This is a genomic window from Xanthomonas prunicola (genome assembly GCF_025266575.1).
Taxonomy (GTDB): domain Bacteria; phylum Pseudomonadota; class Gammaproteobacteria; order Xanthomonadales; family Xanthomonadaceae; genus Xanthomonas; species Xanthomonas prunicola.
In genome coordinates this window covers 1,843,112-1,856,218 of record NZ_CP096142.1, presented here as the reverse complement: position 1 = coordinate 1,856,218, position 13,107 = coordinate 1,843,112, and the positions used below count along the sequence as shown (strand labels likewise).

The window sequence follows — 13,107 nt, the reverse complement described above, 5'->3', positions numbered from 1 at the left end:
CGTTTCCTACGTGTGCGTCGCCATTGGCAGTTACAGGGCCTGCGCCGCGGGATGTTTCAACCGACTGGTTGTTCAAACGAGAGGGGTAGACGCATATGCACCAATCTTCCTGTCGCGGCGTACGCAGCACGGCGCTGCTCATGCTCGCGCTGAGCGCAGTGCTGTCTGGCTGCAAGAAAGACACACCGGCCGAAACTGCAACGCCCGCACCCGCTGCAGCACCTGCCGCGACGCCTGCACCCGCAGCCACGGCCGTGGTCGACACCGACAGCGAGTTCACCGCCAACGCAGGCAACGCGGATAACTGGGGTGGCATTGGGCGCGACTTCGCGCTCACCCGGCATAGCCCGCTGGCCGAAATCAATCGCGACAACGTCAAGAATCTAAAGATGTCGTGGGAGATGAAAACCGACGCCACGCGCGGCCACGAAGGCCAGCCGCTGGTGATCGGCAGCATCATGTACATGGTCAGCGCGTATCCGAACAACGTGTTCGCCATCGACCTGGCGGCGCAGGACGACGGCGGTAAGGTGCTGTGGAAATACACCCCGCAACAGGACGAACGGGCGGTGGCGGTGGCGTGCTGCGACACGGTCAACCGCGGCGCCTCGTATGCCGACGGCAAGCTGGTGTTCGGTAGCCTCAGCGGCGATGTGATCGCGCTGGATGCCAAGACCGGCAAGGAAGTGTGGAAGCAAAAACTCGCGCACCCGGACAAGGGTGAAACCATCACCATGGCGCCGATCATCGCCGATGGCAAAGTGGTCGCCGGCATCAGCGGCAACGAGTTCGGTGTGCTCGGTCGCGTGGCCGCCTACAACCTGTCCGATGGCAGGCAGGCATGGTCCTGCGATGCGGCCGGTACCGACAAGGCGATCTGCCTGGGCCCGGACTTCAACAAGGCCAATCCACAGCATGGTCAGCTGGGCGATCTGGGCGTCAAAACCTTTCCCAACGAAGAATGGAAGCGCGGCGGCGGCGCGGCCTGGGGCTGGTACAGCTACGACCCGAAGTTGAAGCTGGTCTATTACGGCACCGGCAATCCCGGCCTGTGGAGTCCGTCGTATCGTTGCGGCAAGACCTCGCAGGAGGAATGCAACAACGGCGAGCATGACAACAAGTGGTCGATGACCTTGTTCGCCCGCAAGATCGATACCGGCGAGGCGGTGTGGGGTTACCAAAAGACCCCGTTCGACCAATGGGATTACGACGGTATCAACGAGCCGATCCTGGTCGATCTGACCATCGACGGCAAGCAAGTTCCCTCGGTGGTGCAGTTCGATCGTAACGGGTTTGCCTACGTGCTCGATCGTCGCGATGGCACGCTGTTGCGCGCGCACAAATTCGTGCCGGCCAACTGGGCCGAACGCATCGACATGAAGACCGGTCGCCCGGTGAAGGTGGCTGCGCATTCGCCGCTGGAACGTGGCAAGAAAGTGCAGGCGTTCCCGTCGGCAATGGGTGGCAAGGACCAGCAGCCGTGTTCGGTGGATCCGGCCAATTCGGCAGTGTTCTTCTGCGGTACCAACAACTGGCACATGGAGCTGGAACCGCAGGAACGCGGCAACACCATGATGGGTCTGCCGTACGTCTTCGCCAATGTGATGATGAAGCCGAACGAGCCTGGCGCATTGGGCATCGTCAAGGCATTCGATGTGGTGGAAGGCAAGTCCAAGTGGGAGATCAAGGAGAAGTTCCCGGTGTGGAGCGGCACCCTGGTCACCGATGGCGGGCTGGTGTTCTACGGCACGCTCGATGGTTGGTTCCGTGCGGTGGACAAGGACACCGGCAAGAAGCTGTGGGAGACCAAGTTGCCGTCCGGCATCATCGGCAACCCGATCGCTTATAAGGCCAACGGCCACCAGTACGTGGCGGTGTTCTCCGGTATCGGCGGTTGGATCGGCTTGCCGGTGGCCGCAGGTCTGGATCCGTCCGATCCGTATGGCGCGCTGGGTGCGGCCGGGCTGGCCTTCGGTGCGGGCTTCGACAAAATCCCGCTCGGCGGTATGGTCCACACCTTCCGTATCGATGGCGCCGGCAAGACCGTGACCGCCAGTGCCACCCCTGCGACTGCGGCCGCAGGCGGCGGCACCGCCAACGCAGTAGCGAAGACGGCACGATGACATCCACGCAAGGCGTTGGATGCGCACCTCGGCAGCTTGCTGCCGAGGTGCGCGGCATCACCCGGCATCTGCATCAGGTGCTGGTGCTGTGTAGCCTCGGACTCGTCGCCGCAGGCTGCACACGCGAGCCGTCTTCACCGACGGCTCGCGCTTCTCATTCGGATGCGGCGTCCACTGCGGCGCCGGCATCCACCGCTTCGCCGACAACCGCGCCGGCAGCGGCATCCGCACCGCCGCCCGCGCCCGACCCGGGCGTGCTGCGTGTGTGCGCAGACCCGGGCAACATGCCGTTGTCCAACAAGGCAGGTGAAGGCTTTCAGAACAAGATTGCGCAGGTGGTGGCCGATGCCATGGGCCGTCGCCTGGCATACGAATGGCGCACCTACTACCAGCGCGGGCTGGCGCGCAGCACCATCAATGCCGGCCGCTGCGATCTGCTGATGGATCTCAACAGCGATTTCGAGCAGGGCCTGACCACGCGCCCGGTGTACCGCTCGACCTACGTGCTGGTCACGCGCAAGGGTCTGAATCTGGTGCCCACATCGCTGGACGATCCGGCGCTGAAAAAACTGCGCCTGGGCGTGTTTCAGAGCTCACCCGCCCGCCAGGCGCTCTACGAACACGGCATCAGTGGCCAGGTGCAGTACCTGTTCTACGACTCGGCCACCGCGCCGGAAGAACATCCAGGCAAGCTGGTGGAGCGTGTGGCCGCCAACGAACTGGATGCAGCCGAATCCTGGGGCCCGGTGGCCGGTTACTACGCCGCGCGCAGCAGCCTGGGCGTGGTGCCGTTGAACACCATCGACGATGCGGTGCTGGAATATTCGATGGCGTGGGCGGTATCGCGCAAGAACGCCGCACTGCGCGATGCATTGAACAGCGCGCTGCAGGACAACGCCGCCAAGATCGCCGAGATCCTGCGCAGCTATCACGTGCCGCTGGTGCGCTGCAGCGACTGCATCGTGGCTGGCGATCTGGCATCGCACGGGCCGTATGTCACGCCGACGCCTACCTCCGCTGCGCCCAGCCCGGCGGCCTTGTCGCAAGAATTGGCGCAGCTGCAACTGCGCATCGCCGACGGTGCCGCCCCGAACCAGGAACTGGCGCATGCGCTGGATGCCGGCGACGGCGTGCGTGTTGCATGGCTGCTGCGCCATGGCGCCGATGCCAATCACGCCAACCTGCTCGGCGAGCCGCCGTTGCATCAGGCTATCCGCAATCAGGAGCCGGATCTGGTCGGCCTATTGTTGGATGCCGGCGCACGCCTGGAGGCGCGCGACGCCAGCGGCTGGACCGCGCTGATGAAAGCCGCCTGGGCTAATGACGCCGACAGTGTCAGCAGGCTACTTGCAAAGCGCGCGCCGGTAGACACCGTCGCCCGCGATGGCTGGAGCGCACTGGATCTTGCGGTGTCGTCTGCCGACGTGGACGTGGTGCAGGCGCTGTTGGAGAAGGGCGCGAATGTGAGGCGTGCCAATCCCACCGGATTTACGCCGGTGATGTTTGCCGTCGCACGCGACGACCCGGCGATTCTGGATGCCGTGCTGGCCCGCGGCGCCGAGGTCAACCACGCCAATCAGGCGGGCGTCACGGCGTTGATGCTGGCTGCAGCGGCCGGGCGCGAAGCGGTCGCCAAACGCCTGCTGGCTGCAGGTGCCGATCCGTCTGCGCGCAACCGCGACGGCAAGACCGCCGCAGAGCTGGCGCAGGCACGGGGCGACGCCGCAATGATGACGCTGCTCACCGAGGCCAGGCGCCCAGCCCGCAAATGATTGCGTCACCCGTCGCGTGCACAGGGGTGCGCGGCGTTCCCTCCGATCAAAAAGGTTCGTTCATGCGCACGTCCACCAAACGTTATCTCGATCATTCTGTCCGCGCACCGCTGTGCGCTTTGATGTTCAGCGTCGTACTGGCCGCATGCGGCAAGGACGCGCCGCCGGCTCCGGCCGCCGATGCATCGCCTCCATCGGCCGCCAGCGCGCCTGCGTCTGCGCCAGCCGCCGACAACACAGCGCCTGCACCAACACCCGCACCTGCAGCCGCAGCGATGCCCAATGTGGCGGCCGGGCCTGCCCCGGATCCAGCGACTCCAGTCGCACCACCGGCCACGATCGTGCCGATTCCGAAAGGCCCCGAGGTCAAGGTCACGCCGGAGTTAGTGGCCGAAGGCAAGAAGATCTATTTTTCGGCCGGCTGCAATGCCTGCCACGGCGGTACTGGCGGCGGTGGCATGTGCCCGCCGCTGACCAACGACATCTGGGTGTATGGCAGCGACGACGACACCTTGCGCACGCTGATCAGCGAAGGCACCGCCGCCATGATTACCCACGGCAAGACCCGCATCGGGCATGAAAAGGTGGTCGGGCAGATGCCGCCGTTTGGACCGGTGCTCAAGCCCGGCGATACCGAAAAGTTGCTCGCCTTCATTCACTCGATCAACAAGACCGCAGGCAAGGCGCAATGAGGCCAGCGCCTGCTCGCTGGCCGTGCGTGCTTGCAGCAGCGATGCTGGGCACACTGCTGCTGTCTGGCTGCCAGCGCGACACCGCCACACCTACCGCACCCGCAGCGACAGGCAGTGCAACACCGGCGCCGGCAACGCCGCCGGTGTTTGCGTATGTGCCCAATCAGCGCAGCGGCACGGTGTCGGTGATCGATACGCACACCGATACCGTGGTGCGCACGCTCAGCGCGCAGGGCCAGCTTGGCAAACGCCTGCAGCAGCTATTGCCCGGCCCGCAGGGGCATCTGTACCTGATCGACGCGGAGCATCACCGGCTGATCGAACTCGATACCGAAAAAGATGCGGTGTTGCGCAGCGTCGACATCGGCGAGAACGCCGAAGGCATCGCGTTGTCGCCGGACGGCAAGCAGTTCGCGGTGTGCGTGGAAGGCCAGAATCAGGTGACCCTGATCGATGCGGCGCAATTCACCGTGCAGCAGGTGATCGCCACGCGCGGGCAGGCGCCGGAGCATTGCGCCTACACCCCGGATGGCAAGTGGTTGCTCACCAGCAACGAGGGCTCCAACGACATGGACATGATTGATTTGGCGACCCGTCGATCGCGCGGCGTGGTGGCCACCAGCGGGCATCCGCGCGGCATGGCATTCGCACCTGATGGGCACAGCGTGTACATCGCACAGGAAACCGCCAACGTGGTGGACGTGATCGACCTGCAAACGCGTCGGCGTCGCGTCAGTCTGCCGGCCGGCGTGCGTACTGCCGGTGTGGCCGTGTCGGCCGATGGCACGCGGCTATATGCCTCCAATGGCGGCGCCGGCACGGTCAGCGTGATCGACCTCAACACCGCGCGCAGCCTGGCGGACATTCCGGTCGGGCAGCGCCCGTGGAATCCGGCACTGACGCCGGCCGGCGACAAGCTCTATGTCGCCAACGGGCGCTCCAACACCGTGAGCGTGATCGATACAGCCAGTTTGCGCGAACTCAAACAGATCCCCGTCGGCGAACTGCCGTGGGGCGTGATCATCGCGCGCTAGGCAGCCGGCATGCCGACGCGCGTCAGGGAGGCCGGATGAAGACACGCGCTGCGGTGGCCTGGGGTCCGCACCAGCCGTTGACCATCGAAGAAGTGGACCTGCAGCCGCCGCGTCCCGGCGAGGTGCTGGTGCGCCTGGTTGCCACCGGCATCTGTCACGGCGATGCGCATGTGCTGGTGCATGGCCATGCTGGCAGCTTTCCGGCAATCCTGGGGCAGGAGGGCGCCGGTGTGGTCGAAGACGTCGGCATCGGCGTCACCAGCGTGCGGCCCGGCGATCATGTGATTCCGCTGTACATGCCCGAATGCGGCGTGTGCAAGTTCTGCCGTTCCGGTCGCACGAATTTGTGCCAAGCCATTCGCAGCAGTCAGGAGCGTGGCCTGATGCCCGATGGCAGCAGCCGGTTTTCGTTGCGCGGGCAGCCGATCCTGCATCACATGGGCATCAGCACATTTTCCGAATACACCGTGCTTCCGGAGATCGCGGTCGCACGTATCCACCCGGATGCGCCGTTGGAGCAGGTCTGCCTGCTCGGCTGCACGGTCACTACCGGCGTCGGTGCGGTGCTCAACAGCACACATGTGCGGCCAGGCGATTGCGTGGCGGTGTTCGGGCTGGGCGGCATCGGTTTGTCGGTGGTGCAGGGCGCGGTCTTGGCGCGGGCCGGCCGTATCATCGCGGTGGATATCGACCCCGCCAAGTTCGCACTGGCACGCACGCTGGGCGCCACCGATTGTCTGGATCCGCGCGACTATGGTGCGCCGATCCAGCAGGTGATCGTGGACCTGACCGACGGTGGCGCCGACCACAGTTTTGAATGCGTCGGCGATGTCGGCGCGATGCGGGCGGCGCTGGAGTGTTGCCACAAGGGCTGGGGCGAAAGCGTCATTCTGGGCGTGGCCGATGACACGCAAGAAATCAGCACGCGCCCGTTTCAACTGGTGACCGGGCGGGTGTGGCGCGGCAGCGCCTTCGGCGGCGTCAAAGGGCGCAGCGAGTTGCCCGGCTACGTCGAGCGTTATCTGCAGGGCGACATCCAACTGGCGCCGTTGATCACGCGCACCCTGGCCCTGGACGACATCAACCAGGCGTTGGCGGACCTGCGTGCGGCGCGTGGTATCAAATCAATCGTGGTGTATTGACGGAGGCGCAGATGGCAGCAGAAAGAGGCAGGACAGCAAGGCTGCACCGTCATGCACTGGCAGGCGCATGCATCATCGCCTTGCTCGCACACAGTGCATTGGTTGCTGCAGCCGATGCACCGCAAATCACCTGGCTGGACCGTGTCGAGGTGACCGCCACGCCGATCCCCGGCACCACCATCGATGCGGCGCAATTGCCGTACATGGTGCAATCGGCGAGCAACGCCGAGCTATCACGCGGCCGCAGCAACAACCTGAGCGATCTACTGCAGCGGCGTTTCGTCGGCGTGGACGGCAATGATGTGCAAGGCAGCGCCTTCCAGAACGATCTCACCTTCCATGGCTTTCGCGCCTCTGCGCTGCCGGGCGCGTCGCAAGGCGTGTCGGTCTATCTGGATGGCGTGCGGCTCAACGAACCGTTCGCCGATATCGTCAGTTGGGACATGCTGCCCGAATCGGCAATCACCGCCGTGACGCTGATGCCTGGTTCCAACCCGTTGTTCGGGCCCAACACGTTGGGTGGGGCAGTAGTGCTGTCCACCGCATCCGGACTGACCGCACCCGGAGTGCACGGCGAAGTGAGCATCGGCAGCGGCGCGCGCAGGCGGCTGGATGCCAGTTACGGCATCGCTGGCGCGGACGGCTGGCATGGCTTTGTTGCGGTGACCGGTTTCGATGAAAACGGCTGGCGGGATGCCTCCGAAGGTCGGCTTGGCACCGTGTTTGGCAAAGTCGGTAAGCAAGGCGAGCAGACCGACTGGAGCCTGTCGTTGCTGCATGGGCGCAGCCGTCTGATCGGCAATGGTCTGCTGCCGGATACACGCTACACCGACGAAGGTCCGGAGCCAGGCCTGTATCGCGCCGATCGGCGTTCGGTGTACACCTCGCCCGATCTCACCCGCAATCGCAACACGTTGTTGACCGCCCAGTTGGATCATCGTTTCGATGAAGACACCGCGTTGCACGCCCTCGCTTACTCGCGCGCAGGGCGCCGCGACACCGTCAATGGCGATATCGGCGAAGAATACGAAGCGTTCGTCGAAGAATGCGCGTCCGGATATGCCGCCGATGGCAGCGCGCTGGATGCCGCTTGCGATGTCGCCCGCACCGATGCCGATGCGCTGCACACCGGTGTGCTCAACACCACCCAGATGCGTCAGCAAGCACAAGGCGTTGCACTCAACCTGAGCACGCAGTGGGGCGCGCATGCGCTCACGACCGGCGTCACCTTTGATCGCGGTCATGTGCGCTATCAGCAATTCACCGGCGACGGGTGGGTGCAGCCCGACCGCTCGGTCGTTGCCGATCCCGCTGTCGAACGCGCATTCTTTTCCGGCGTGCGCGGGAGCACCGAGACGCTGGGCGTGTTCCTTGCCGATACCTGGGCGCTGGACGATGTCACCCATCTCACCGCGGCAGTGCGCTGGAATCACGTGGTGGTGGACAACGTTCTTTCCACGGCCGACGACGGCGATCGCCCGCGCGAGCGCTTTGTTTATGCCAAGGCCAACCCATCGTTGGGTTTGACCCATCGGCTCGCGTCTGGTGCGACGCTGTACGGCTCGGTCGCGCAGAACAGCCGTGCACCGACCGCCATCGAACTGGGCTGCGCCGACCCCACCCAGCCGTGCCGGTTGCCGACCGGCTTGCAGGCCGATCCGCGCCTGGAGCAGATCATCTCGCGCACCTACGAACTGGGCGCGCGCTGGACACCGTCTGCCGACAGCAATGCCACATTGTCGGTGTACCGCGCCGACAATCGCGACGACATTCTGTTCTTACGGGCACCGGACACGCAGCTGGGCTACTTCGACAATGTCGGCCGCACGCGCTATCAGGGGATGGATGCGGCACTGCATCTGCGCAGCGGCGACTGGCAATGGTCGGCCGGATATAGCTACCTGGATGCGACGTACCGCAGCAATGGCGAACTGCTCTCCGGCGAGCGGGTGATCGCACTACGGCCCGGGTTGCGTATTGCGGCGTTGCCGCGTCACAACCTCAAACTCGGTGCGCAATGGCAGCGCGATGCGCTGACCTTGGGCGCTGGCGTGCGCGCAGTATCTGGGCGCATCGCCAGCGGCAACGAAGACGGCCAGGTCGACAATGCCGAAGCCGGCGAGCCGGCACCTGAGCGGATCAACATCGGAACCGCTGGTTATGCCCTCGTCGATTTGCATGGGCGTTGGACGCTCAGCGAGCGGTTGTCGTTGTTCGCGCGCGTCGACAACGTCTTCAACCGCCGCTATGCAACTTACGCGGCTGTGGCCGAAGACGTGTTTCCCGATGGTGAACTCGCACGCCCGCAGGACGAGCCAGTGGAGACCGGCCCCGCGCGGTTTCTCGCACCGGGCGCACCACGGCAGTATCTGATCGGGCTACGTTGGGCGCTTTGAGACCGGGATCAGGGATTCGGGATTTGGGTATCAGCGAACCCTAGCCCCAGGACGTTGTCGCCCGTGGCGTTGTCGGGACGCTGGTAAGCCGCGCTGGTCGCGTGTGCGGTGTGCTCACCGCTCGCGGGACACGCCGTACACCCGCCCCTGTGGCTCGATGGCGGCATCCATGCCGCCATCGGTCCCACAAGCGGGGAGGGCACCGCACCAGAACCTTGGTCGGTGTCTTATGGAAGCGGCTCGTGATGTGCAGGCGGCAAAGTAGCCGGCGCATGTCATCTGTTGCTCGCGTTGACACGTCGACCATCGCGACTTGTGCTTGCCCGCTCGCGATCGCTGCACGTACGAGTGGCACATGTGCACCGAGCACAAGCGGCGACCCCCTGAAGACAGAAAGTCGCTGTGTTATTGCTGCAAGTACACCTGCCAAGAACTGCATTGGCTGGAAGGAATTCCCATTGCCCAGTCCCGCATCACTGCCCTTAAATCACCCAGTCTCCAAGCTGTGCTTGCGCAGCTTGCGGTACAGGGTGTTACGGCTGATGCCCAGGGCGTCGGCGGTGCGGCTGACATTCCAGCGGTGGCGTTCGAGTTGTTGCTGCAGCACCAGCCGCTCGGCCTGATCCAATGCGACGCGGCCAGGCATATCGTCGGCCGCGACCGCACGCCCATCGACCAGGCAGGGCGCGCTGCCGGCGTCGACGATTTCCTGCGGCAGATTCGATATGCGAATCACTCCGTCACTGCACAGCACCGCGGCCGTGCGCAGCACGTTGCGCAGTTGGCGCAGGTTGCCCGGCCAGGCGTAGCTGAGCAGCTTGTGCAGCGCGTCTTCGCTGATGCGCACGCTGTGCTCGCTGTTTTCCTCGCGCAGCAGGGTACGAATCAGTTCGGCCTTGTCGCTGCGCTCGCGTAGCGGCGGCAGGTGCAGCACCACGCCGTTGAGGCGGTAGTACAGATCTTCGCGGAACTCGCCGGCGGCCACCATTTGCATCAGGTCGCGATGGCTGGCGCTGATCACGTGCAGTTCCAGCGGCATCGCCCGGTCGCTGCCCAGCGGGGTCACGCTCTGTTCTTCCAGCACGCGCAGCAGCCGCGTCTGCAGCGGCAGTGGCATGTCGCCGATCTCGTCCAGGAACAAGGTGCCGCCGCTGGCTTGCAGCAGCTTGCCGTGGCGGCCTTCGCGTGCGGCATCGGTGAACGCGCCGCGCGCGTAGCCGAACAGTTCGCTCTCGATCAGCGCCTCAGGGATCGCCGCGCAATTCACCGCCACGAACGGCCGTGCCGCCCATAGCGAGCCGCGGTGCACCGCCTTGGCGAACTCCTCCTTGCCGGTGCCGGTGGCGCCACACAGCAGGATCGACACACGATGCGCGGCCAGCTTCAGCGCGTTGTCCAGGTTGTGGCGCATGCGCGGATCGGAGCCGATGTGTTCGGGCGAGTAGGCCGCCTCGCCATTGTCGGCGTTGGTGACGTGCGCGCCGCTAGCAACAGTGTTGCGGCGCGGCGGCTGCGCCAAGGCGAAGAAGCGGCGTCCGTGGCAGGCGCAGCGGATCGACCACAGCGTGCTGGCATCGTTGCGCGCACGCTGCTCCACGGTGTCGAAGTCCAGCTGCATCACCTGCGAGATGTCGCGCCCGACCAACAGGCTGCGCTCGCCCTTGCCGAGCTGTTCCAGCGCCGCTTCGTTGACGGCCAGCACGCAGCCGTCGGCGCCGATCGCCATCAGCGCTTCGTGCAACAGGCCGGCGAACTCCGGGCGGCTATGGAAGCGCAGGATCCACGCATGCCGATACTGCTCCAGAAAATACGAACGCGCGATCTGCGCCGCCGACATGCGCACCAGCGCGCTGGTGTGGCGCTGCACCAGTTTGGTGTCGCGCGCGTCCGGCGTGGACGCATCCAGCACCGCCAGCAATTGCCCGTGTGGGTCGAGGATCGGCGCACCGCTGCACGATAGCGGCAGATGCCGGGCCAGGTAATGCTCGCCGCGGTGAACGCCGAGCGCGCTGCGCTCCACGGCGCAGGTGCCGATGCCGTTGGTGCCCTGGTAGCGCTCGGCCCAGCTGGCGCCGCAGAACAATCCGGTCTCGCGGAATTCGCGCAGCAGTGCCGGGTCCTGCACGCTGTGCAATAGGGTCGCCTCGGCGTCGGCAAAGACCACCGCGTAGCCGCCGCCGGCGATCTGCTCGTAGAGGTTCTCCATCTCCACCTTGGCGATGCGCAGCACTTCGTCGAGCCGCTGCTGGCGCTCGCGCAGCCCGCTGCCATCGTGGACCATCGGCGAAGGGGAGGCGTCCGGACTGAGCCCATATTCGTCCAGGCAGCGCTGCCACGAGCGCGCCAGCGCCGGCGGCAACGGTTCGATCTGGCGGAAGCGGCGCATCCGCGTCAGCAGCGCCGATTCCGCCTCGGTAGCGGACGAGGGCCCAGCCGTGGCCTGCAGGAGGTTGGCGACAGTCACTTCCGACACGTGGCGCATCCTCGGTCCCTACCCGGGACTAGAGCGGCAGTGACGCACAAACCGGGGCGAGGCTCAAACCGCGGTGCAGCAAAAGCAGGATTGGAGATGTGGGGAGCCGGATCAGCAGCCCAGCCGCGGGAATGGCCGTCGCGCAGCATGGCCGCAGAGCGCACCCGCGCGGCTGTCGATCGGGTGCCTGCCGTCCCTAGGCCATCGCTGGTCTACCGCGGGTGGGTGCGTCCATGCCGCGTTCCAGCTCGGCTTGCCTGGCTTGTTGCAGCTCCTTGCCGATCGCCAGGTTTGCCGCCTGCAGCTTCTGGTCCGATAGCTCCACCGGAGTGGTGAGCGCTCAACGTTCACCGCGGCGCGCTTGTGCGCGCCGCCCAGGTCCTTGTTGCCGTCGCCTGGACGCAGCAGGCGCTCGACCTGCGTTCGGTCGTGAGCGTGCACGAAGCTCACGCCGTCATCGGAAGTCAGGAACTTGTTGAGTTTGCCGCGCACCGTTTCGTCCAGCGCGCGATTGTTGTCCGCCTTGATGGCCTTGCCGTCGCGCTGCAGGTCGGTGGTCGTTTGGGCCTTTTCGCTTTCCGACAGCGTCAGGCTCGGCGTCTGCTTTGCAGCCCAGATCTGATAGGCGGACACCAAGTCGGTGGCCACCTCCGGGTGTGCGCCGAAGTCGGTCTGCAGCGTGCCGATGGTGAATCCGCTGTTCCCTACCGGGGTCATCTTGCCGTTGGCGGCGGTGCCGGCGAAGGACAGGAGGTAGGCCACGTTCTTGGGGCCGATGCTGCCCTCGGACGACACGCCGATGGCGAAATATGCCAGCGTCTTCAGTTCGGTATCGCGTAATTGCGGCTTGGTCGTGGTCGTGCCGTTACTCGGGTCTGCCATGTCCGTTCTCCTTAACGTTGTGCACCCTTGGATGGCGATCCGCGCTAGCCCGCCGCGCCGCCGCCGCAGAGTTTGAGGTTGGTGCGCGCAGCGTGGATCGCCCCAAGGTAATCGTCGACGATCGCCGGGCTCATGCCGTCGGTGATGGCCTCATCGCTGCGGCTGGCGTCGTCGCGATAGGGCGCCAGTGTCTCCAGGCACCCGGCATCGTCGCCTAGCCTGTGCTGGGTGATGGCGTAATCGTTGCGAATGGCCCCTTCATCGCTGAAGCTGGAAGTCGCCAGGCAACTGCGATAAAGCGGCGCCAGCGTCGCCTCGGCTTTCACATAGTCCTTTTGATTGTAGAGCGACTGGAACGCTTTGCGCGTGCGCTGCACGGCTGCCGGTTCGCAAGTCGCCGCCAGCGGCAGGTAATTGCCTTCGAAGCTGCCTTGTCGCCGCAATACTCCCGACACGCGTTTTCGCTGCCGCTCGCGGCGCGGATCGCGGCGCCTGCCCCAGCCTTGGCGATTTCCAGGGTGCAGGTGCCCGGATGATCGCCGTCGTCTACCGCCGCCTGGGTGCCGCGCAACTTGCCATTGAAGCTGCAACTG

Annotated in this window: 7 protein-coding genes and 2 pseudogenes; 6 read left to right on the top strand and 3 right to left on the bottom strand. The window is 65.4% G+C overall.

The genetic code is table 11. From position 1 onward, the window contains the following. Window positions 1–95: 95 nt before the first annotated feature. The 6 genes from M0D43_RS07950 to M0D43_RS07925 are packed head-to-tail and all read left to right on the top strand — an operon-like array spanning window position 96 to window position 9,159. Entirely contained in the window at window positions 96–2,123 is a 2,028-nt protein-coding gene (locus M0D43_RS07950; RefSeq protein ID WP_343231753.1) for a methanol/ethanol family PQQ-dependent dehydrogenase, read from the top strand. After that, the gene (locus M0D43_RS07945) at window positions 2,120–3,895 is read left to right on the top strand and encodes a quinoprotein dehydrogenase-associated putative ABC transporter substrate-binding protein (RefSeq protein WP_260808083.1); all 1,776 of its coding nucleotides are present in this window, start codon (window positions 2,120–2,122) and stop codon (window positions 3,893–3,895) included. The genes M0D43_RS07950 and M0D43_RS07945 overlap by 4 nt, the downstream gene beginning before the upstream one ends. A gap of 26 nt (window positions 3,896–3,921) precedes the next feature. Continuing rightward, a complete protein-coding gene (locus tag M0D43_RS07940) occupies window positions 3,922–4,587 on the top strand; it encodes a c-type cytochrome (RefSeq protein ID WP_252164988.1) in 666 nt (221 codons plus the stop codon). Then, a complete protein-coding gene (locus tag M0D43_RS07935) occupies window positions 4,584–5,621 on the top strand; it encodes a beta-propeller fold lactonase family protein (RefSeq protein WP_252164212.1) in 1,038 nt (345 codons plus the stop codon). The genes M0D43_RS07940 and M0D43_RS07935 overlap by 4 nt, the downstream gene beginning before the upstream one ends. Window positions 5,622–5,656: 35 nt before the next feature. Continuing rightward, window positions 5,657–6,763 carry an S-(hydroxymethyl)glutathione dehydrogenase/class III alcohol dehydrogenase gene (locus M0D43_RS07930; RefSeq protein ID WP_252164211.1) on the top strand — a complete coding sequence of 369 codons (1,107 nt, stop codon included), beginning with the start codon at window positions 5,657–5,659 and terminating at the stop codon, window positions 6,761–6,763. A gap of 11 nt (window positions 6,764–6,774) precedes the next feature. Further along, on the top strand, window positions 6,775–9,159 hold the full coding sequence (locus M0D43_RS07925; protein WP_252164210.1) for a TonB-dependent receptor: 2,385 nt from the start codon (window positions 6,775–6,777) through the stop codon (window positions 9,157–9,159). 487 nt (window positions 9,160–9,646) lie between these two features. On the opposite strand, the gene M0D43_RS07920 is transcribed toward M0D43_RS07925, so the two are convergent. The 3 genes and pseudogenes from M0D43_RS07920 to M0D43_RS07910 all read right to left on the bottom strand — a co-directional run bounded on the left by M0D43_RS07920 (window position 9,647) and on the right by M0D43_RS07910 (window position 13,085). Then, window positions 9,647–11,632, bottom strand: a complete 1,986-nt coding sequence (locus M0D43_RS07920) for a sigma-54-dependent Fis family transcriptional regulator (protein WP_252164987.1) — start codon at window positions 11,630–11,632, stop codon at window positions 9,647–9,649. Between the two features lie 366 nt (window positions 11,633–11,998). Next, window positions 11,999–12,514, bottom strand: a pseudogene (locus M0D43_RS07915) (XVIPCD domain-containing protein); the annotation flags it as partial. A gap of 44 nt (window positions 12,515–12,558) precedes the next feature. Then, window positions 12,559–13,085 (bottom strand): annotated as a pseudogene (locus tag M0D43_RS07910) (hypothetical protein). Window positions 13,086–13,107: the final 22 nt, after the last annotated feature.

Bases quoted from the DNA above. Each gene is read 5' to 3' on its own strand.
- M0D43_RS07950 (WP_343231753.1), top strand. From the start codon at position 96: ATGCACCAATCTTCCTGTCGCGGCGTACGCAGCACGGCGCTGCTCATG.
- M0D43_RS07945 (WP_260808083.1), top strand. From the start codon at position 2,120: ATGACATCCACGCAAGGCGTTGGATGCGCACCTCGGCAGCTTGCTGCC.
- M0D43_RS07935 (WP_252164212.1), top strand. From the start codon at position 4,584: ATGAGGCCAGCGCCTGCTCGCTGGCCGTGCGTGCTTGCAGCAGCGATG.
- M0D43_RS07930 (WP_252164211.1), top strand. From the start codon at position 5,657: ATGAAGACACGCGCTGCGGTGGCCTGGGGTCCGCACCAGCCGTTGACC.
- M0D43_RS07925 (WP_252164210.1), top strand. From the start codon at position 6,775: ATGGCAGCAGAAAGAGGCAGGACAGCAAGGCTGCACCGTCATGCACTG.